Annotated in this window: 15 protein-coding genes; 5 read left to right on the top strand and 10 right to left on the bottom strand. The window is 64.7% G+C overall.

All coding sequences use genetic code 11. The features are described 5' to 3' along the window. Positions 1 to 11: 11 nt before the first annotated feature. Positions 12 to 881, bottom strand: coding sequence for a diffusible signal factor synthase RpfF (rpfF, locus tag A7D17_RS09035; RefSeq protein WP_064508761.1), 870 nt, complete (start codon positions 879 to 881; stop codon positions 12 to 14). Between the two features lie 173 nt (positions 882 to 1,054). Then, positions 1,055 to 2,737 carry a fatty acyl-CoA ligase RpfB gene (rpfB, locus tag A7D17_RS09030; RefSeq protein WP_064508760.1) on the bottom strand — a complete coding sequence of 561 codons (1,683 nt, stop codon included), beginning with the start codon at positions 2,735 to 2,737 and terminating at the stop codon, positions 1,055 to 1,057. Positions 2,738 to 2,834: 97 nt separating this feature from the next. Between rpfB and A7D17_RS09025 the strand changes: the two genes are divergently transcribed. Then, on the top strand, positions 2,835 to 3,281 hold the full coding sequence (locus A7D17_RS09025; RefSeq protein ID WP_064508759.1) for a hypothetical protein: 447 nt from the start codon (positions 2,835 to 2,837) through the stop codon (positions 3,279 to 3,281). Between the two features lie 278 nt (positions 3,282 to 3,559). On the opposite strand, the gene acnA is transcribed toward A7D17_RS09025, so the two are convergent. Then, positions 3,560 to 6,328 (bottom strand): aconitate hydratase AcnA, encoded by a 2,769-nt coding sequence (gene acnA, locus A7D17_RS09020; protein ID WP_064508758.1) that lies wholly within the window; start codon positions 6,326 to 6,328, stop codon positions 3,560 to 3,562. A 147-nt stretch (positions 6,329 to 6,475) separates the two neighbouring features. Here acnA and A7D17_RS09015 point away from each other — a divergent pair, with 147 nt between their 5' ends. The 4 genes from A7D17_RS09015 to A7D17_RS09000 all read left to right on the top strand — a co-directional run bounded on the left by A7D17_RS09015 (position 6,476) and on the right by A7D17_RS09000 (position 10,829). Continuing rightward, positions 6,476 to 6,724 carry an AbrB/MazE/SpoVT family DNA-binding domain-containing protein gene (locus A7D17_RS09015; RefSeq protein ID WP_016903180.1) on the top strand — a complete coding sequence of 83 codons (249 nt, stop codon included), beginning with the start codon at positions 6,476 to 6,478 and terminating at the stop codon, positions 6,722 to 6,724. Continuing rightward, positions 6,721 to 7,131 (top strand): type II toxin-antitoxin system VapC family toxin, encoded by a 411-nt coding sequence (locus A7D17_RS09010; protein WP_011259444.1) that lies wholly within the window; start codon positions 6,721 to 6,723, stop codon positions 7,129 to 7,131. Before A7D17_RS09015 ends, A7D17_RS09010 begins: the two co-directional genes overlap by 4 nt. A 65-nt stretch (positions 7,132 to 7,196) precedes the next feature. Further along, positions 7,197 to 9,788, top strand: coding sequence for a bifunctional aconitate hydratase 2/2-methylisocitrate dehydratase (gene acnB / locus A7D17_RS09005; RefSeq protein ID WP_064508757.1), 2,592 nt, complete (start codon positions 7,197 to 7,199; stop codon positions 9,786 to 9,788). Between the two features lie 195 nt (positions 9,789 to 9,983). Beyond that, on the top strand, positions 9,984 to 10,829 hold the full coding sequence (locus A7D17_RS09000; protein WP_064508756.1) for an alpha/beta fold hydrolase: 846 nt from the start codon (positions 9,984 to 9,986) through the stop codon (positions 10,827 to 10,829). A 291-nt stretch (positions 10,830 to 11,120) separates the two neighbouring features. Here the strand turns inward: A7D17_RS09000 and A7D17_RS08995 are convergent, their stop codons facing one another. From A7D17_RS08995 to A7D17_RS08965, 7 genes are all read right to left on the bottom strand, one after another. Then, positions 11,121 to 13,448: a sensor domain-containing protein gene (locus A7D17_RS08995; RefSeq protein WP_064508755.1), complete on the bottom strand. Its 2,328-nt coding sequence runs from the start codon at positions 13,446 to 13,448 to the stop codon at positions 11,121 to 11,123. Positions 13,449 to 13,454: 6 nt separating this feature from the next. Then, the gene (locus tag A7D17_RS08990) at positions 13,455 to 14,531 is read right to left on the bottom strand and encodes a protein-glutamate methylesterase/protein-glutamine glutaminase (protein ID WP_064508754.1); all 1,077 of its coding nucleotides are present in this window, start codon (positions 14,529 to 14,531) and stop codon (positions 13,455 to 13,457) included. After that, a complete protein-coding gene (gene cheD / locus A7D17_RS08985; RefSeq protein WP_024937701.1) occupies positions 14,528 to 15,124 on the bottom strand; it encodes a chemoreceptor glutamine deamidase CheD in 597 nt (198 codons plus the stop codon). The genes A7D17_RS08990 and cheD overlap by 4 nt, the downstream gene beginning before the upstream one ends. Beyond that, positions 15,121 to 15,987: a CheR family methyltransferase gene (locus tag A7D17_RS08980; protein WP_064508753.1), complete on the bottom strand. Its 867-nt coding sequence runs from the start codon at positions 15,985 to 15,987 to the stop codon at positions 15,121 to 15,123. Before A7D17_RS08980 ends, cheD begins: the two co-directional genes overlap by 4 nt. Positions 15,988 to 16,200: 213 nt before the next feature. Beyond that, positions 16,201 to 18,579, bottom strand: a complete 2,379-nt coding sequence (locus A7D17_RS08975) for a methyl-accepting chemotaxis protein (RefSeq protein WP_064508752.1) — start codon at positions 18,577 to 18,579, stop codon at positions 16,201 to 16,203. 82 nt (positions 18,580 to 18,661) lie between these two features. Continuing rightward, the gene (locus A7D17_RS08970) at positions 18,662 to 19,045 is read right to left on the bottom strand and encodes a hypothetical protein (RefSeq protein WP_003486337.1); all 384 of its coding nucleotides are present in this window, start codon (positions 19,043 to 19,045) and stop codon (positions 18,662 to 18,664) included. Between the two features lie 308 nt (positions 19,046 to 19,353). Further along, positions 19,354 to 19,839, bottom strand: coding sequence for a chemotaxis protein CheW (locus A7D17_RS08965; protein ID WP_029219732.1), 486 nt, complete (start codon positions 19,837 to 19,839; stop codon positions 19,354 to 19,356). Positions 19,840 to 19,944: the final 105 nt, after the last annotated feature.

The following is a 19,944-nucleotide window of genomic DNA, read 5'->3' as shown; positions in this document are numbered from 1 at the left end:
CCGCCGGCGCATCAGCCCGCGTCGAGCCCTGAGCGACGCGACTGCGCGCGCACCAGGCGGTCCATGGTACGCAGCGATTTTTCGCCGAGTTGCATCGCCGTATCCACCCATATCTCGGTGATGCGCATCATCTCCTCCAGCGGCACGGCGGTGGTCATTTCACGCACCTGCTGCATCGCGGCCCAGGCATGCGGCGTGCGCTTGCTTTCGCGGATGACCTGTTCCACCGCGGCCACGCCCTGACCGCGCGGCACCACGCGATCGACCAGGCCCATGCCGAGCAACTCCTCGGCCGAATACAGATTGCCTTCAAGCATGATCTTCTGCGCCAGCTGCGCGCTGACGCGTTGGCACATGAAGGAGTAGGCGCCCATGCCGGGAAACAGATCGAACAACACTTCGGGCAGGCCCATCATCACGCCTTCCTCGGCAATGATGGTGTGGCAGCTGAGGGCCGCTTCGAAACCGCCGCCGAGCGCATTGCCCTGGACCAGCGCGATGCTGTGCGCGCGTGCGCCAAGGCCGACATGGAAGGCGTGCACGCCACGTACGCAGCGCTGCGCGTAGTCCAGCAGGCGCGCGCGGTCGCCTTCGCGAATGAGTTGGCAAAACAGCGCCAGATCGCCGCCCAGGTTGAAGACGTCGCTGTCGGACGCCAGCACTACGTGCGGCGCCAGCACACCGGCGCTGGTCAGGCGCTGCCCAAGGTTGGTCTGGTAGCCGGTGATGTCGTCGACCAGGCGGGTCGAGAAGCAGGCACGGCCCGGGTTGATGGCCAGGTCGGCATGCATGTGGATCCAGTACACGTCACGCTGCGGTTCTTCGATGATGCGTAGGGTCGAGCCGATGTTGGTGCGAATGAAAGGTTGAACTGCAGACATGGTGATTCTCCGTGAAGACCGTCCGGCCGGCCGCCTTGCGGACGGAGATGATGATGGAGGCATGAATGTGCGCCGACTGCTGATTCTATGCGTGCAAAAGCGAACGCCCGCAAGGCCTGGCGGCGTTGCGGGCGTTGTTTGAGGCTGAATGACCGCCTTCGCGGCGCGCCTGACTAGCTTTTGGGTGCGTCGCGCAATTCGCGGCGCAGGATCTTGCCGACGTTGGTCTTGGGCAATTCCTTGCGGAATTCGATTACCCGGGGCTGCTTGTAGCCGGTGAGATTGGCGCGGCAGTGTGCCTTCACGTCGTCGGCGGTGAGAGCAGGGTCCTTCTTCACGATGACCGCCTTGACGATCTCGCCGGACTTTTCGTCCGGCACGCCGACCGCTGCCACTTCCAGCACGCCGGGCATGGTGGCAATCACGTCTTCGATCTCGTTCGGATACACGTTGAAGCCCGAGACCAGGATCATGTCCTTCTTGCGGTCGACGATGTAGACGAAGCCTTGCTCGTCCATGCGGGCGATGTCGCCGGTGTGCAGCCAGCCTTCGGCATCCATCACCTTGGCGGTCTCGTCGGCCTTCTTCCAGTAGCCCTTCATCACCTGCGGGCCCTTGATGCACAACTCGCCGATCTCGCCGATCGCCAACGCCGTGCCGGCGTCGTCCTTGATACAGGCATCGGTGGAGGGAATTGGCAGGCCGATCGAGCCGTTGTAGTCCTTCAGGTCCATCGGGTTGATGCAGGCGGCCGGCGAGGTTTCGGTCAGGCCGTAGGCCTCGACCAGGGTGCGCCCGGTGACTTTCTTCCAGCGCTCGGCCACCGAACGCTGCACCGCCATGCCGCCGCCCAGGGTCATCTTGAGCGAAGAAAAATCGATCTGGTCGAAGCCGGGCGTGTTGAGCAGGCCGTTGAACAGCGTGTTGACGCCGGTAAACGCGGTGAAGCGAGTCTTCTTCAGTTCCTTGATGAAGCCAGGCATGTCGCGCGGATTGCTGATCAGGTGATTGCAGCCGCCGATCTTCATGAAGACCAGGCCGTTGGCCGTCAATGCGAAGATGTGGTACAGCGGCAGGGCGGTGATCACCACCTCCTTGCCTTCTTCCAGCTCGCCGGTGCCGGACAGCCATTGGTGCGCCTGCTGCATGTTGGCGACCAGGTTGCGGTGGGTCAGCATCGCGCCCTTGGCCACGCCGGTGGTACCACCGGTGTACTGCAGGAAGGCGATGTCGTCCGGTTCGATCTGCAGGGTGGGCACGCTGTGCCTGCGGCCCAGCGCCAGCGCCTCGCGGAAGCGGATCGCGCCGTTGATGCGGTAGTCCGGCACCAACTTCTTGACGTACTTGACGACGAAGTTGACCACGGCTGCCTTGGGAAAGCCCAGCATGTCGCCCAGGCCGGTGGTGATCACCTGCTTGACCGGCGTATCGGCGATGACCTGCTGCACGGTGGTGCCGAAGTTATCGATGACCACCAGCACGCTGGCGCCGGAGTCGATTAGCTGGTGCTTGAGTTCGCGCGGGGTGTAGAGCGGGTTGACGTTGACCACGGTCAGCCCGGCACGCAGCACGCCGAAGGTGGCGATCGGATATTGCAGGCAGTTGGGCATCATCAGCGCAACGCGGTCGCCCTTCTTCAATTGCAGCTCGCCCAGCAGGTAGGCGGCGAATTGTTCGACCAGCTGGTCGGCCTCGCGATAGGTGATGGTCTTGCCGAAGCTGTGATACGCAGGACGATCGGCAAAGCGCGCGACGGAGGTGGCGAACACCTCGGCCACCGTGCGGAACTGCTCCAGATCGATCTCGGCAGCTACGCCGGCCGGATAACTTTGCAACCAAGGACGTGCCTGATTCATCTGCCCCCCTCCAGGGTGTTCTCGACGCGCCGCAGTGTGTTCCACGGCGCTACAACAGCTGGCAGCATACCGTCATGCATGGAAAAGGCGAAGCGTGATGCAGGGCAATATTCGTTGGTGGCAATGGGGGCTGGTGCTCGCATGGATGGCGCTGCTTGCCGGGTGCGCGCGGCCGGCGCCGGAGCAGCGCTTGCGCCAGACCGTGACGCAGATGCAGGCGGCGATCGAGGCGCGTGATGTCGGCAAGGCGATGCAGCCGGTGGCGGCCGATTTCGTGGGCGAGCACGGCCTGGATGCCGCCGGCCTGCGTCGCCTGCTGCAACTGCAACTGCTGGGCAACCGCAAGATCGGCGTCACCCTGGGACCGGTGGACGTGCAACTGCAGGGCACGACCGCCACCGCCAGCTTCACCGCGCTGGTCACCGGGGGCGATGGCCGCTGGCTGCCCGAGCAGGCACAGACCTATCAGCTCACCACCGGCTGGCGTCTGCAGGACGGCGACTGGCAGCTCTACCACGCGCAATGGGCGCCGGCAGGGCAGTAGGGCTGATAAGGGCGGGGCGCCGCGACAGATGCTCACGACCGCGCATCCGCACCTGACGTGCCTTGCGGAGAGTGGTGCGTGCGTTGCGCTGGTCAGCAACGCCCGTGTCCCAGCCGTCGGGTCCGTGTCGTCGTGTGGGCTGCGTGGCGGGTTCGGGCATGGCCGCCGTATGCCAAAACGGGGCAGAGGCCGCCATCGTTGCATCACGACGCAGTGACGCTCCCAAAACGACATTCCCGCCAGCAGGCGGGAATGTCGAAGCGACACGGCAGGCGGGATTACGCCGTCTTGCGTGCAGCCAGCTGACGCAGCACGTATTGCAACAGACCACCGTGCTTGAAGTACTCCACTTCCTTGGGCGTCAGCAGCAGCACCTTGACCTGGAACTGCTTGACGCTGCCGTCGGATTTTTTGGCATCCACTGTGGCGCGGCGGCTGGCGCCATCCTGCAGGCCGGTGATGTCCAGGACCTCCGAGCCATCCAGACCCAAGGTCTGGGCATTCTCGTTTTCCAGGAACTGCAGCGGCAGCACGCCCATGCCGACCAGGTTGGAGCGGTGGATGCGCTCGAAGCTCTCGGCGATCACCGCCTTGACCCCGAGCAGGTTGGTACCCTTGGCCGCCCAGTCGCGCGACGACCCAGTGCCGTATTCCTTGCCGGCCAGTACCACCAGCGGCACGCCGTCGGCCTTGTACTTCATGGCGGCATCGTAGATCGCCAGCTTTTCCGGCTGGCCGCCGTCGGCGGGGTGGTACAGCGTGTTGCCGCCTTCTTCGCCGCCGAACATCAGGTTCTTGATGCGGATATTGGCGAAGGTGCCACGGACCATCACATCGTCATTGCCGCGGCGGCTGCCGTAGCTGTTGAAGTCGGCCGGCTGCACGCCGCGTTCCTGCAGGAAGCGTCCTGCCGGCGAATCCTTCTTGATATTGCCGGCCGGCGAAATGTGGTCGGTGGTGATCGAGTCGCCGAACAGGCCCATGATGCGCGCGCCGTGCACGTCATCCACGTTGCCCACCTGCATGGTCATGCCGTCGAAATAGGGCGGGTTCTTGATGTAGGTGGATGCGGCGTCCCATTCGTACAGCGCGCCATCCGGCGAGGCGATGGTGTTCCAGCGCGTATCGCCCTTGAACACGTCGGCGTAGTTCTGCTTGAACATCTCCGGGCCGACGGTGGCGGCGATGGTGTCGCCGATCTCCTTGTTGCTCGGCCAGATGTCGCGCAGGTACACCGGCTGGCCATCGCTGCCGGTGCCCAGCGGCTCGGTGGTCAGGTCGATGTCAGTGGTGCCGGCAATCGCATACGCCACGACCAGCGGCGGCGAGGCCAGGTAGTTCATTTTGACTTCCGGGTGCACGCGGCCTTCGAAGTTGCGGTTGCCCGACAACACCGAGGTCACCACCAGATCGTCCTTGGCGATCGCGGCGGACACGTCTTCCGGCAGCGGGCCGGAGTTGCCGATGCAGGTGGTGCAGCCGTAGCCGACCACATAGAACCCAAGTTTTTCCAGGTCGGTGAGAACGCCGGCCTTTTCGAGATAGTCGGTGACCACGCGCGAGCCCGGCCCGAGTGAGGTCTTGACCCACGGCTGCGCCTTCAGCCCCTTGGCCGCGGCATTACGTGCAAGCAGGCCGGCACCGAGCATCACCGCCGGGTTGGAGGTGTTGGTGCACGAGGTGATCGCGGCGATCACCACCGAGCCATCGCGCAACTGCCAGCCGGCGCCACTATCGGAGGCGTGCTCGGCGTGTGCGGCCTTGGCGCCAACGGCAGTGCCACCGCCACCTTCGTTCTTCAGCCGGTCTTCCTGCTTGAGATCGGTCAGCTTCTTGCTGCGCGCCTCGGCAAACGGCTTGAGGCTTTCCCGGTAGTTGCGCTGCATGTCTTCCAGCAGCACGCGGTCCTGCGGACGCTTGGGGCCGGCCAGGGACGGCTTGACCTCACCCATGTCCAGCTCCAGCGTGGCGCTGTACTGCGCCGGCGGGGTGGTGGCGTCGTGCCACAGGCCCTGCGCCTTTGCGTAGGCTTCCGCCAGCGCAATCTGCTCCTCGCTGCGGCCGGACAGGCGCAGGTAGGTCAGCGATTCTTCGTCGACCGGGAAGATGCCGCAGGTGGCGCCGTATTCCGGTGCCATGTTGCCGATGGTGGCGCGGTCGGCCAACGGCAGGTGCTGCAGGCCTTCGCCGAAGAACTCGACGAACTTGCCCACCACGCCGGCCTTGCGCAGCATCTGGGTGACGGTGAGCACCAGATCGGTGGCGGTGGCGCCTTCGGGCAGTTTACCGGTGAGCTTGAAGCCCACCACCTGCGGAATCAGCATCGAGGAGGGCTGGCCCAGCATCGCGGCTTCGGCCTCGATACCGCCCACGCCCCAGCCCAGCACGCCGATGCCATTGATCATGGTGGTGTGGCTGTCGGTGCCGAACACGGTGTCGGGGTAGGCGACCAAGCTACCGTCCTTGTCCGCACTCATCACCACGCGCGCCAGATTTTCCAGGTTCACCTGGTGAACGATGCCGGTATTGGGCGGCACCACCTTGAAGTTCTCGAACGCCTTCTGGCCCCAACGCAGGAAGCCGTAGCGTTCCTGGTTGCGCTGGAATTCGATCTTGCCATTGAGGTCGAGCGCGTCGGGCTTGCCGAACACGTCCACCTGCACCGAGTGGTCGATGACCAGTTCGGAGGGGATCTGCGGATTGATCTGGTCGGCCTTGCCGCCCAGCTTGACCACCGCATCGCGCATCGCGGCCAGGTCGACCACGCAGGGCACGCCGGTGAAATCCTGCAGCACCACGCGCGCGGGCATGAAGGCGATTTCGATATCCGGCTCTGCTTTTGGGTCCCACTTGGCAACCGCCTCGATGTGGTCCTTGCCGACGGTCACGCCGCCGTCTTCGTGCCGGAGCAGGTTCTCCAGCAGGATCTTCATCGAGTAGGGCAGGTGGGCGATATCGAAGCGCTCGCCCAGTTTGGGCAGGCTGTAATAGTCGTAGCGCTTGCCGTGGACCTCAAATGAGGTGCGGGTGGAAAAGGAATCGCTCATGCGTCACTCCTATGGCGTCGAAGGCTTTAGGTAGGCCCCCATTCTGAGCGATTCAGTGTGTACGCACGGTGTGTCCAGGTCGATCTGCCGGCTTGAGTACGATCGCATAAGTACGTATCATGCGTGCATACTTTCTGGAGCATGCTCATGGAAGCCACTGTTGCCGAACGCGGACAGATCACGCTGCCCAAGGCCGTGCGCGATGCCCTGGGCCTGACCAAGGGCACCACCCTCAAGATCGAACTCGATGGTGGCCGCATCATCTTGCGCAAAGATGTCAGCGAGGCGCTGCGCAAGGTGCGCGGCAAGTTCAAGCTGGTCGATGGCTTGACCAGCACCGACGAGGCCATGCGCGCCATTCGCGGCCGCGCGCCCGGGGATCCGTTCGACCCATGATCGCCTTGGATTCCTCGGTGTTGCTGGACATCCTCATCGGCGACCCGGTCTACGGCGAGGTGTCGGAAATCTGCATCGGCGATGCGCTGGCGCGCGACGAGGTGGTGGTCTGCGATGCGGTGGTGGCCGAGGTGCTGGCAATGCTCGACACCCAGGTCGACCTGATGGAAACCCTGGCCTCGATCGGGGTGCGCTACGAAGCCACCCAGGAAGCGGCGGCGGTGCGCGCCGGCCATATGAACAAGCGCTTCCGTGCACGCGGCGGCAAGCGCGAGCGGGTGGTGGCGGATTTTCTGATCGGCGCCCACGCGATGCTGCAGTGCGATGGGTTGATCACCCGCGACGAGGGCTTCTTCCGCGACTACTTCAAGGGCTTGAAGATCACCGTCCCCAAGCCCGTTGCCTGATCCACGCCTTCCGATCCACGCCTGACCTTTTACACATTCACTGCTGTCCTTTTTGGAGAACCCGCATGTTGGAAGCCTATCGCCACCACGTTGCAGAGCGCGCCGCGCTCGGTATCCCGCCGCTGCCGCTGACCGCGCAGCAGACCGCCGAGGTCATCGAGCTGCTGAAGGCTCCGCCGGCGGGCGAAGAAGAATTCCTGGTCGATCTGCTCAGCCAGCGCGTGCCGGCCGGCGTCGATGACGCTGCCAAGGTCAAGGCCTCATACCTGGCCGCTGTCGCCTTTGGCACCGAGAAAACCGCGTTGATCAGCCCCACGCGTGCAACCGAGCTGCTCGGCACCATGCTGGGCGGCTACAACATCCAGCCGCTGATCGACCTGCTGGACAACGCAGAGTTGGGCGCCACCGCCGCCGAAGCGCTCAAGCACACCTTGCTGGTGTTCGACGCCTTCCACGACGTGCAGGAAAAGGCCGAAGCCGGCAATGCGCACGCCAAGGCCGTGCTGCAGAGCTGGGCCGATGCCGAGTGGTTCACCAGCAAGCCGGAAGTGCCGCAGAGCATGACCGTCACGGTGTTCAAGGTGCCGGGCGAAACCAACACCGACGACCTGTCGCCGGCCCCGGATGCGACCACCCGCCCGGACATCCCGCTGCACGCGCTGGCGATGCTGAAGAACAAGCGCGACGGCGCGGCCTTCGAGCCGGAAGAAGACGGCAAGCGCGGCCCGATCCAGGCCATTGCCGATCTCAAGGACAAGGGCCATCTGGTCGCCTACGTGGGCGATGTGGTCGGTACCGGTTCCTCGCGCAAGTCGGCGACCAACTCGGTGCTGTGGTGGACCGGCGAAGACATTCCGTACATTCCCAACAAGCGCTTCGGCGGCGTGTGCCTGGGCAGCAAGATCGCCCCGATCTTCTACAACACGATGGAAGACGCAGGCGCCTTGCCGATCGAGCTGGACGTGTCGCAGATGGAGCACGGCGATGTGGTCGAGCTGCGTCCGTACGACGGCAAGGCGCTGAAGAACGGGCAGGTGATCGCCGAGTTCGCGATGAAGTCGGATGTGCTGTTCGACGAAGTGCGCGCCGGTGGCCGCATTCCGTTGATCGTCGGCCGCGGCCTGACCGCCAAGGCGCGCGAGTTCCTGGGCCTGCCGGCCTCGGACCTGTTCCGCCTGCCGATGGACCCGCCGGACACCGGCAAGGGCTTTTCGCTGGCGCAGAAGATGGTCGGCCGCGCCTGCGGCCTGCCGGAAGGCCAGGGCATGCGCCCGGGCACATATTGCGAGCCGAAGATGACCTCGGTGGGCTCGCAGGACACCACCGGCCCGATGACCCGCGACGAGCTCAAGGACCTGGCCTGCCTGGGCTTCTCGGCCGACCTGGTGATGCAGTCGTTCTGCCACACCGCCGCCTATCCGAAGCCGGTCGACGTCAAGACCCACCACACCTTGCCGGAGTTCATCTCCACCCGTGGCGGCGTGTCGCTGCGTCCGGGCGATGGCGTGATCCACAGTTGGCTCAATCGCATGCTGCTGCCTGACACCGTCGGTACCGGTGGCGACTCGCACACGCGGTTTCCGATCGGCATTTCGTTCCCGGCCGGCTCCGGCCTGGTGGCCTTCGCGGCCGCCACCGGCGTGATGCCGCTGGACATGCCCGAGAGCGTGCTGGTGCGCTTCAAGGGTGAGATGCAGCCGGGCGTGACCCTGCGTGACCTGGTCAATGCGATCCCGCTGTATGCGATCAAGGACGGTCTGCTGACCGTGGCCAAGCAGGGCAAGAAGAACATCTTCTCCGGCCGCATCCTGGAAATCGAAGGCCTGCCGAACCTGAAGGTGGAACAGGCGTTCGAGCTGTCCGACGCCTCGGCCGAGCGTTCGGCGGCCGGTTGCACCGTGCACCTGGACAAGGCGCCGATCATCGAATACCTGACCAGCAACATCACCCTGCTGCGCTGGATGATTGCCGAAGGCTATGCCGATGCGCGCACGCTGGGCCGCCGCATCAAGAAGATGGAAGAGTGGCTGGCCGATCCGCAGCTGCTGCAGCCCGATGCCGACGCCGAGTACGCCGCCGTCATCGAGATCGACCTGGCCGATATCCACGAGCCGATCGTGGCGTGCCCGAACGACCCGGACGACGTCAAGACGCTGTCCGAGGTTGCCGGTGCGGCGATCGACGAGGTGTTCATCGGTTCGTGCATGACCAACATCGGTCACTTCCGTGCCGCTGCCAAGTTGCTGGAAGGCAAGCGCGATATCCCGACCCGGTTGTGGGTGGCCCCGCCGACCAAGATGGACGCCTCCGAACTGACCAAGGAAGGCCATTACGGCACCTTTGGTGCGGCCGGTGCGCGCATGGAAATGCCCGGCTGCTCGCTGTGCATGGGCAACCAGGCGCAGGCACGCGAGGGCGCCACGGTGTTCTCCACCTCCACGCGCAACTTCCCCAACCGTCTGGGCCGCAACACCAACGTGTACCTGGGCTCGGCGGAACTGGCGGCGATCTGCTCGCGTCTGGGCCGGATCCCGACCAAGGACGAGTACATGGCCGACGTGGGTGTGATCAAGACCAGTGGCGACCAGATCTACCGCTACATGAACTTCGATCAGATCCAGGAATATCAGGACGTGGCTGATACCGTCGCTGCCTGATCCGAGCGGATCGGATGGACCTCGAAACGCCCGGCAGTGCCGGGCGTTTTTCGTTTATCAGGCCATGACTTCGTCTCATTTTGGGTGTGACGGGCATCAAAAAAAAATCGCAGTTAAATGACTTGCGGCGCTGCAACAAATTTCTGAAGTGGGGAGGTCTAGAGTTCCGCCGCCCTCCCATCTATGTCGATGCCGATGCCCTCTTGCACGATCGCAGGTCACACACTCCACTACACGCAGCACGGTCAAGGGTTTCCGATTCTGCTCGGCCACAGCTACCTGTGGGACGCAGCGATGTGGGAGCCGCAAATCCAGGCGCTTTCGCAGCACTACCGGGTGATCGTTCCGGAGCTGTGGGGGCATGGGCAATCGGGCGCACTGCCGCCAGGCACGCAGGGAATCGACGATCTTGCCCGGCAAATGCTTGGCCTGCTGGACGCGCTGGAGCTGCCGCAGTGCGCGGTGGTGGGCCTGTCGGTAGGTGGCATGTGGGGCGCCGAACTCGCCCTGATGGCGCCGGAACGCGTGCGTAGCCTGGTGTTGATGGATACCTTCCTGGGTGCGGAGCCAGCCGCCACGCGTGCGCGCTATTTCGGTCTGCTGGATGCGATCGAGACGGCCGGGCAGGTGACGCCTGCGCTGATCGAGGCCATCGTGCCGATCTTCTTCCGCCCTGGCATCGATCTGAACTCCGCATTGCCGGCAGCCTTTGCGCAGCGTCTGGCGGCGATGTCTGCCGAGCAGTTGCGCGCATCCATCGTGCCACTGGGCCGGCTGATCTTCGGTCGAGCCGATCGACTGGATGCGATGTCTGCGCTGGATCCGGCCACCACCTTCCTGCTCGGTGGCGCCGAGGACATTCCGCGCCCGCCGGAAGAGGTGTGGATGATGGCCGAGGCCATTTGCTGCGATTACGAGCTGATTCCGGACGCAGGCCATATCGCCTCGCTGGAGAACCCGGCCTTCGTCAACGCGCAGTTACTGGGATGGTTGAAGCGGACGGTGGGTCAGGCCGAGGTAGAGCTGACGCATGCGGGATGAGGGGAGTGGCCTTGCCTGACGTGGGATGAGGTGCATGGTTCCCTCCCAGCTCCTCGCTTACTTTACTGACAGGCGAGGGGCTTGAAGCACTCTCTTTCGCAGGGGAGGGCTCTCGCAGCGGGGGAGCTCAAAGCGCTCTCTCGTAGGAGAGGGCTGAAGGGCTGCAGTTGTCAGGATGATGTTTCCCTTCTTCCGCCGGGGCATTGTCCTCCTTCATGGGGAAGGTGACGCGTAGCGCGGGATGAGGGTAGGGCTGACGTGAGTACCACCGGGCGCCAGGGCCGCAATCGTCTAAGACTGCGCGCCCAACCAGGCTTCCAGTGCTGCAGCCGGTAGCGGGCGAGAGAATAGATAGCCTTGCAGCACTTCGCAGCCCAGGTCGGCCAGGAACAGGCGCTGGGCCTCGTTCTCGACGCCTTCGGCCACCACGTGCTTGCGCAGGTGCTCGCCGATGCGCAGTACCGAGGTGGTGAGCGCGCGCGCATCTTCGCTGTGTTCGATGTCGCGTACGAAGCTCATGTCCAGCTTCAGTTCGTCGATCGGCAGGCGATGCAGGTGGCTGAGGCTGGAATAGCCGGTGCCGAAGTCGTCCAGCGACAACGAAATGCCGGCCTCGCGAATCGCATGCAGGTTTTCCAGCACGCCCGGCTGCCCGGAGAGCATCACGCTTTCGGTCAGTTCCAGGGTGAGATCGGACGGCTGCACGCCCAGGTCGGCGATCAGCTGGAGCAGGTCGGGGAGCATGCGCGGGCTTTCGAAGCCGCTTGCCGACAGATTCACCGACACGCGCGCTACCGGCACGCCCCGCTGGCGCCAGTCCGCGACCTGTTCGCAGGCACGGCGCAGCACCCAGGCATTGAGCTGCGGCATCATGCCTTGCTCTTCGGCCACAGGCAGAAACCGCGCCGGCGACACCGCGCCCAGTTGCGGGTGATTCCAGCGCAGCAGCGCTTCCACGCCATACAGGGCATGCGGCGCGGCGCTGTGCATCTGCGGCTGGTAGTGCAGCTGCAATTGGTCGCGGCCAATGGCCTGGCGCAGCTCCGCTTCCAGCGCGACGCGTTCCTGCGCCATGCGGTTCATGTCCGAGCTGAAAAAGCGGAAGCGTCCGCCGCCTTCCTTCTTGGCGCGGTTCATCGCCAAATCCGCATGCCGCAGCAGGATAGTGATGTCGCGCCCGTCTTCGGGAAACATCGCCACGCCGATGCTGGCCGACGGATGCACGGTCATGTGGCCCACGCTCAGCGGGCCGGCGATGGTGCCCAGTACGCGCTCGGCCGCGGCGCTGGCCTGTTCGGCGCTGCATTGCGGCAGCGCCAGGGCGAATTCGTCGCCAGCCACGCGCGCCAGCATGGCGGTAGCGGCCAGTTGGTCGGTGATGCGCAGCGCGATGTCGCGCAGCAGGCCATCGCCGGCCGCGTGTCCCTGGCTGTCGTTGATCAGCTTGAAGCGATCGATGTTGATGAACATCAACGCGGCGGGTTCGCCGGCATATTCGGCCTGGGTGAGCGCCTGCTCGGCGCGCGCGCTGAACATGATGCGATTGGGCAGGCCGGTCAATGCGTCGTAAAATGCAAGCTGATGCACGCGCTGGCGGATCTGCTCGCGCTCCAGCGCCAGCGTGCACAGCTGCTGGCACAGTTCGGTGAGCCGCACATGCCAGGCATCGGCACGTTGCGGCTTGCGGTAATACAGCGCGAAGGTGCCCAGCACGCGTGCGCTGTTGGAACGGATCGGCGCGCTCCAGCAGGCGTGCAGGCCCATCGGCAGCAATTGATCGCGATACTGCGCAAACAATGGGTCGGTGGCGATGTCCTCCACCATCACCGGGCGACCACGCCAGGCTGCGGTACCGCAGGCGCCGGCACCCGGCGCAATCTTCAGGCCGTTGACCGCATCGGCGTATTCGGGCGGCAGGCTGGGCGCGGCCAGCGACTGCAGGCAGCCCTGGTTGTCGGCGCTCATCACCGTGGCAAGTACATCCGGTGCGATGCGCTCCACTTCGCTGCAGATCAGCGTCATCACCTCGATCAGCGGGCGTTCCTGCACCAGGGCTTCGAGCACGCGGTGCTGCAGCACCTCGTGCATCTTGGTATCGGTGATGTCGGTCAGCACCGCCACGTAATGCGAGGGGTTATGCCGGGCGTCGTAGATCGGATTGAAATTGAGCGAGATCCACAGCGGTGAGCCGTCCTTGCGATACACCAGCAGATCGGCGCGGGTGTGCTGCAGGGCATCGGCGCGGTCGCGGATGCGGGCAACCTCGGTCTGGTCGCTCTGTGCGCGGGTCAGGACGTCCGAGGGACGCTGGCCCACCAGTTCGGCCTCGGTGTAGCCGAACATGCGCTGGAAGCCATCGTTGGCATACAACAGGCGCGATTGCAGGTCGCAGATCAGGATGGCGCTGCTACTGCCGTCCAGGGCTTCGGCCAGCAGCCGCGAACGCCTGTCCTGCGCGCTTTCGCCCTGCATGCGCATGCCTGCCGTCAGCGGGCCGGGCACGATGGCCACGCCCTCCGCAGTGCGTCCGGCCGCGCCTGCCGCAGCGAGCAGCGGCGCGGCATCGACGGCGCCGGATGCCTCCGTCGGGTCGTTCGGATGCGGGGGAAGCGCTGGCATGGGCGATCAGCGCGCCTGAGCCGACAGGGCGATCAGGCGCTCGGCCACGCGATCCAGCGGCACCACTTCCTGCGCGGCGCCGAGTTTATAGGCGGCGCCGGGCATGCCCCACACCACGCTGCTGGCTTCGTCCTGCACCAGCGTGGGGGCACCGGCCTGCAACATTTCCAGCAGGCCGCGTGCACCGTCGTCGCCCATGCCGGTGAGGATGGCACCGACCGCATTCGGGCCGGCATTGGCGGCCACCGAGCGAAACAGCACGTCCACCGCGGGCTTGTGGCGATTGACCGGCGGGCCGTCGTCGATGCGGCAGCGCCAGCGCGCACCGTCACGAATGATGCGCAGATGCTGGCCGCCCGGCGGCAGATAGGCGTGGCCGGGCAGGATCGCTTCACCATCGCTGGCTTCGCGTACCGACATCGCCGAATGGCGGTTGAGGCGTTCGGCAAATGCGGTGCTGAAGCTGGCCGGCAGATGCTGGGTCATCACCACCGCCGGTGCGTCGGCGGGCATGTGTTCGAGCACCACGCGCAGCGCTTCGGTGCCGCCGGCGGAAGCGCCAATGGCGATCAGACGATCGGTGGTGCGAAAGCGCAGCGCGCTGCCCGGCACCGGCGCGGACTGCATGTCCAGGGTGACCTTGGGTGTGCTGGGGCGATGCAGGGCGCTGACCTTGGCCTTGGCGGCCATCTTGACCTTGCTGACGATCTCTTCCGCATAGCCTTCCAGCCCGCGCGCGACGTCGATCTTGGGCTTGGACACGAAGTCCACCGCGCCCAGCGACAAGGCCTGCAAGGTGGTGTCGGCGCCGCGTTCGGTCAGCGACGAAATCATCACCACCGGAGTGGGGCGCAGGCGCATCAGGTTTTCCAGGAACACCAGGCCGTCCATGCGCGGCATTTCCACATCCAGCGTGATCACGTCCGGATTGAGGCGCTTGATCTTCTCGCGCGCCAGCAACGGATCGGCGGCGGAGCCGACCACTTCGATGCCGGCATCGCGCGAGAGGATCTCGGTGAGCATCTGACGCACGACCGCCGAATCGTCGACGATCAGCACACGCACAGGAGTTTCCAGCGTCATTCGAACAACTCCACTCCACCGGTGACCGGTGCTTTGGATAGACGGGCGCGCACGGCCGATTCGGCAGCGGCGACTTCGGCTTCGTGTGCGTGCGGCAAACGCTGCACGACCACCCGGCCGGTCGTCGGGAAGAACCACACCTTGCGCGGATGGATGCCGCACAGATCTTCGGCAATGATGGGAATGTGCTCGGCCTGCAGGTACTGGCGCACGAACTCGGCGTTGCGGGTGCCGACCGGGTTGCTGGTGAAGCCCTTGAGCACGTTGGCGCCGCCGAAGACCTTGGCTTCGATGCGTTTGCGATGCGCGCCGCGTTTGAGCATGTCGTTGATCAGCAACTCCATCGCATAACTGCCGTAGCGCGCGGGTGCGCCGTCGCCGACCTGGCCTTCCGGCAACAGGAAATGGTTCATGCCGCCGATCTTGAGCACCGGATCGCGCAAGCAGGCTGCAACGCACGATCCCAAGGTGGTCGTCAACGCGGTGTCGTCGTCCACCACCAGGTACTGGGTGGGCAACAACTTGGCGGTGATGGTCTGGAACCGCGAATCGCGGTAGCGCATGACATCGTCGACCTGCACGGCGGTACTCATGCAGAGGCTCCTGCGCGCGGAGCGCGCCGATACAGCGTGCGCCCGCACGGCTGGATCAGATCGGCCGCGTGCAGGTAGTTCTCCGAATGCCCGGTGTAGAGCAGGCCGTCGTCGCCCATGTGGCTGACCAGACGCGACAGGATGCCGCGCTGGGTGGGCTTGTCGAAATAGATCATCACGTTGCGGCAGAACAGCGCCGCATACGGGCCGCCGACGTCGTACCGCGGCGCCAGCAGGTTCAACTGGCGGTATTCGATGAGCTGGCGCAATGCCGGGATCACCCGGCACTTGCCCTCGTTGGGGCCGCTGCCGCGCTGGAAGTACTTGCGCTTGATCGCCGCGTCCAGCGAGGCGACGCGGTCGATGGCATAGACGCCGCGCGAGGCGGTTTCCAGCACCTGGGTGTCGACGTCGGTGGCGACGATGCTCACCGGCGGGGTCAGCGTGCCGAAGGCTTCGCAGGCGGTGATGGCGATGGAGTAGGGCTCCTCGCCGGTGGACGCGGCGCACGACCAGATCTTCAACGGCGCCTGCGAGGCGCGCTTTTGCAGTTCTTCGCGCAGCTTGTCGAAATGGTGTGGCTCGCGGAAGAACGAAGTCAGGTTGGTGGTCAGCGCGTTGGTGAACGCCTGCCATTCTTCTTCGTCGTTGCCGGCTTCCAGCTGGTCCAGGTAGTCGCGGAACGAGCGCAGGCCGAGCACGCGCAGACGACGCGACAGCCGGCCGTACACCATGTCGCGCTTGGCCGGGGCCAGGGCGATGCCGACACGCTGATAGATCAGGTCGCAAACGCGCTTGAAGTCGCGGTCGCCGAAATCGAATTCGCGTGTGTCAGAAGCGGGAGTTGTAGTCGTCATATCCATACGCGTCTTGAGCTATTACTGGATATCGGCCATGGGGCCGTGCAACTGAAGCGCCAATCCGTCGATCGGTGGCGGTCGCTCCATGCTGTTGCGTGGACGCTGCCGTGCCGGAACCTGCCTGCTGCGCTGCGTCACCGCAGTAAGGTGCCAATTGCAACAGGCATAAACACAACGCCCCGGCAGGGCCGGGGCGTTGTGGGTGACAGCGGTGACTTAGAACTCTTGCCAGTTTCCGTCGGCCAGTGCGGCCTGCGACTTGGCAGGGCGCGCCGGGGTTGCCGCTGCGCGGACCGCCGGCTTGGCGGCGGTCTTGACTGCCACCGGACGCGAGGCCACCGGGCGCAGGCGTGCCTGCGTGGCGAGGGCGGCCGATTCGTCCAGCTTGAACACCGACACCGCTTCGGCCAGGTGACCGGCCTGTTCTTCCATCGAACGGGCGGCGGCGGTGGCTTCTTCCACCAGCGCGGCGTTCTGCTGGGTGGTTTCATCCATCTGGGTGATGGTCTGGTTGACCTGCTCGATACCGGCAGACTGTTCCTGCGAGGCCGCGGAGATCTCGCCCATGATGTCGGTCACGCGCTGCACGCTGGCGACGATGTCGGCCATGGTGGCGCCGGCCTTGCGCACCAGCGCCGAGCCTTCGGCCACCTTGTGCACGGAATCGTCGATCAGGCCCTTGATCTCCTTGGCAGCACCGGCTGAACGCTGTGCCAGCGTACGCACTTCCGATGCAACCACGGCGAAGCCACGGCCCTGTTCGCCGGCACGTGCCGCTTCCACCGCTGCATTCAAGGCCAGGATGTTGGTCTGGAACGCAATGCCGTCGATGACCGAGATGATGTCGGCGATCTTCTTGGACGAGGCCTCGATGCCGGACATGGTGGTGACCACCTGCGACACCACGTCGCCGCCCTGCGAGGCCACGCCGGTGGCGCCGATGGCCAGCTGATTGGCCTGGCGCGCGCTTTCGGCGTTCTGCCGGACGGTGGAGGTGAGTTCCTCCATCGACGCGGCGGTCTCTTCCAGGTTGGCGGCCTGCTGCTCGGTGCGGTGCGACAGGTCGGTATTGCCGGAAGCGATTTCGCCGGCCGCCGCATTGATCGCGGTGGACGAGGACTTGATGCGCCCGACGATATCGGCCAGCTGCTCGGCAGTGGCATTGGCATCGTCGCGCATCTGCGCGAACACGCCACTGAACTGGCCGTGCATGCGCACGGTCAGGTCGCCGCGCGACAGCGCCGACAGCAGTGCGGAAATCTGCTCGATGCTGGCGGCGTTGGCGTCCAGCAAGCCGTTGAGCTGCTGGGCCAGCTGCAGGAAGAAGCCCTGCTTGCCGTCGGTTTCCACCCGGCCGCTCATGTCGCCGTTGGCGGCGGCACGCACGATGCGGGCGACTTCTTCTTCGACCTGGACTTCGATGGTGCGATCGCGCCACTCGCAGACTTCGCCGGTGGTTTCGCCCTGCTCGTTCTTGATGCCGGTGACGGTCTGCGCCAGCACCACTTCACCGAAGCGCTCTTCGAAGCTGGTGACGCCATCGCGTTCCAGTGCGGCAATGGCCTTGCGCACGGTGGCATCGGACAGGCCCAGGTAGCTGATGTGCTGACCGATGACCTTGCTTGCATCGAACTCCGGCGATGCCAGGCGGATGCTGCTTTCGTACTGCGCCACGATCTTTTTGAACGCGTCGTTGGCGTAGATCATGACCCGCTCGGGGTCGGTGATGAAGGTGCCGGTGGAGGATTTGTCCAGCGCGGTGCGGATACGCAGGTTCTCGTCGGCGATGGTGCGATCGCGTTCGATGCGCTCCTTGAGGTCGCGCTGCATACGCTGCATGGAGCGCATCAGTTCGCCCACTTCGTCCTGGCCCTGCACGTTGATCTGGCCATCCAGCTTGCCGCCGGCGATTTCGGTGGCGGTGGTGACTGCGCCGCGCATGCTCTTGACGATGGAACGGGCGAACAGGAATGCCAGGCCGAGGCCGCCGGCAATGCCGATCAGCAGCACCATCACGGTCAGCGAGACGGAGGTGGCGTGGACCTTTTCGGCCTTGGTCTTGGCAGCCTGCGCAAGCAGGTTGTCTTCGGCGATCAACGCGGCCAACGAATCCTTGGCCTTGTTGTGCAGGGTGCGCGTTTCACCGACGAAGGTGTCGATGGCGTCGTCCGGGAGATTGAGCTCGATCATTTCGTCGACGCTGGCGTAGGAGGCCGAGGCCTTCTTCCAGTCCGCCACGAACACGTCGAACAGCTTTTTCTGTTGCGGGCTTTCGATCAGGCGGGGGTAGCCCTTGATCGTTTCCTCGATTTCGCCGTGCAGCTTCTTGGCACGGACCTTGGCTTCCTGCTTGACCGCATCGCTGGCGCGTACCAGATTTTGATAGGACGCATTCCGGTATTCGCCAAGCATGCCGCGCAGGTCGCCGGCTTCGCGCACGCTGGACATGGTGTTGCCGGCCAGGTCGCGGGTGACGTTGTTGAGCGATGCCAGGCCCGAATACGCGATGATTCCCTGCACCAGCATGATCAGCAGCACGATGCCGAACGCCAGCATCAGCCGCGGCATCAATTTCAGATTATTGATCCATTGCATTGACACGATTCCCCCGTAGAAGTCAGTCCGCATAATCCAGACAGCACATCGCCACGCATGGGCGTGGCGATGTGCTTTGCGATTACTTGATGGTGGCGAGCTTCAGGCTGGCCGGCGAGCTGACTTCGATTTCGGCACGCGAACTGTCGCGCTGGATCTTGCCGAGGACGCAGACGTCCTTGCCTTCCAGGGTTTCCGGGGCAAAGCTGAACTTGCCGCGGTTGGCGCCGTCGATCCGGGCCGAGAAGGTGTGGCGCGGGAACATGCCGCCCATGTACAGGAAGGTGGGCTCACCCTCCGAGCTCTGTGCGTACTTGGCCTTTTCGACCTTGCCGCACACCATGCCGTCCTTGCCGACGAAACGGGTGGCCATCTCCGGTGGAATCATTTCCTGCGACTGAGCCGACAGCGTGGGAGCAACAATCACGAGAGCAGCGACGGGGAGGAGCGAGAGCAGGAACTTCATGTGGATTCTCCAGAATCGAAAGTCGAACGGTGACCCGTTTGTGTACGCGGGCTTCCATTCAGCTATCGGCGAGCTCCGGTTCAACTTGAATGCAAAAAACGTGAATCTCATCGCACTTCGATTCGGCTGTGCGTCTCGTGTCGGGACGCTCCTGACACCCGATGGTCGCAACTTCGTTAGCCCGGACATGGCTGCGGCCGTCAGACGGAGGGCAGGATCGCCGGGGTGCGATGCGCACCCGCACATCGCATCCCTGACGCACCCACCTTCCCTCTGACGGCCGCGCGTACCACGCTGCCCGCGTTAAATCAGGCGGCTTCTTCGGTCAGCTGCTGCTGGCCCAGTTCGGTGCTGTCCAGCAGGGTCTCGATGTCCAGCAGGATCAGCATGCGATCGTCCTGGGTGCCGATGCCGGAGATGAAGCGGGTGTCGACCGAAGCACCGAACTCGGGGGTCGGGCGGATCTGGTCGTCGTTGAGCGGGATCACGTCCGAGACGCTGTCCACCACGATGCCGACCACGCGGTCTTCGACATTGAGCACGATCATCACGGTGAAGGCGTCGTAGCGCGCTTCCTTCAGGCGCAGCTTCAGGCGCAGGTCGATCACCGGCACGATGGTGCCGCGCAGGTTGATCACACCCTTGATGTAGTCGGGCGCGTCCGGCAGCCGGGTGACGGAGTCGTAGCCGCGGATTTCCTGCACTTTCAGGATGTCCACGCCGTAGTGCTCTTCGCCCAGGGCGAAGCTGAGGAATTCACCACCGGTGCCGGTGGTCGTGCTTTTGTCGTTCATGGAAACTCCGGGCGTTGCGGCTGAGTGTCGGGTGCGGCACAAGGTTGAAAGAGGGTTGCCATAGCAACATCGGCGCAGCGCTCGGCAACTTTAGGGACGCGCTAG

The organism is Xanthomonas floridensis (genome assembly GCF_001642575.1).
Taxonomy (GTDB): Bacteria; Pseudomonadota; Gammaproteobacteria; order Xanthomonadales; family Xanthomonadaceae; genus Xanthomonas; species Xanthomonas floridensis.
The sequence above is the reverse complement of the archived record's forward strand: the minus strand, read 5'-3'. Positions and strand labels throughout refer to the sequence as shown.

Excerpts from the sequence above, each read along its gene's own strand:
- A7D17_RS09025 (WP_064508759.1), top strand. The coding sequence starts at position 2,835 with ATGCAGGGCAATATTCGTTGGTGGCAATGGGGGCTGGTGCTCGCATGG.
- A7D17_RS09015 (WP_016903180.1), top strand. The coding sequence starts at position 6,476 with ATGGAAGCCACTGTTGCCGAACGCGGACAGATCACGCTGCCCAAGGCC.
- A7D17_RS08995 (WP_064508755.1), bottom strand. The coding sequence starts at position 13,448 with ATGCCAGCGCTTCCCCCGCATCCGAACGACCCGACGGAGGCATCCGGC.
- acnA (WP_064508758.1), bottom strand. The coding sequence starts at position 6,328 with ATGAGCGATTCCTTTTCCACCCGCACCTCATTTGAGGTCCACGGCAAG.
- rpfF (WP_064508761.1), bottom strand. The coding sequence starts at position 881 with ATGTCTGCAGTTCAACCTTTCATTCGCACCAACATCGGCTCGACCCTA.
- A7D17_RS08980 (WP_064508753.1), bottom strand. The coding sequence starts at position 15,987 with ATGGATATGACGACTACAACTCCCGCTTCTGACACACGCGAATTCGAT.
- rpfB (WP_064508760.1), bottom strand. The coding sequence starts at position 2,737 with ATGAATCAGGCACGTCCTTGGTTGCAAAGTTATCCGGCCGGCGTAGCT.
- A7D17_RS08965 (WP_029219732.1), bottom strand. The coding sequence starts at position 19,839 with ATGAACGACAAAAGCACGACCACCGGCACCGGTGGTGAATTCCTCAGC.
- acnB (WP_064508757.1), top strand. The coding sequence starts at position 7,197 with ATGTTGGAAGCCTATCGCCACCACGTTGCAGAGCGCGCCGCGCTCGGT.
- cheD (WP_024937701.1), bottom strand. The coding sequence starts at position 15,124 with ATGAGTACCGCCGTGCAGGTCGACGATGTCATGCGCTACCGCGATTCG.
- A7D17_RS09010 (WP_011259444.1), top strand. The coding sequence starts at position 6,721 with ATGATCGCCTTGGATTCCTCGGTGTTGCTGGACATCCTCATCGGCGAC.
- A7D17_RS08970 (WP_003486337.1), bottom strand. The coding sequence starts at position 19,045 with ATGAAGTTCCTGCTCTCGCTCCTCCCCGTCGCTGCTCTCGTGATTGTT.
- A7D17_RS08975 (WP_064508752.1), bottom strand. The coding sequence starts at position 18,579 with ATGCAATGGATCAATAATCTGAAATTGATGCCGCGGCTGATGCTGGCG.
- A7D17_RS08990 (WP_064508754.1), bottom strand. The coding sequence starts at position 14,531 with ATGACGCTGGAAACTCCTGTGCGTGTGCTGATCGTCGACGATTCGGCG.
- A7D17_RS09000 (WP_064508756.1), top strand. The coding sequence starts at position 9,984 with ATGCCCTCTTGCACGATCGCAGGTCACACACTCCACTACACGCAGCAC.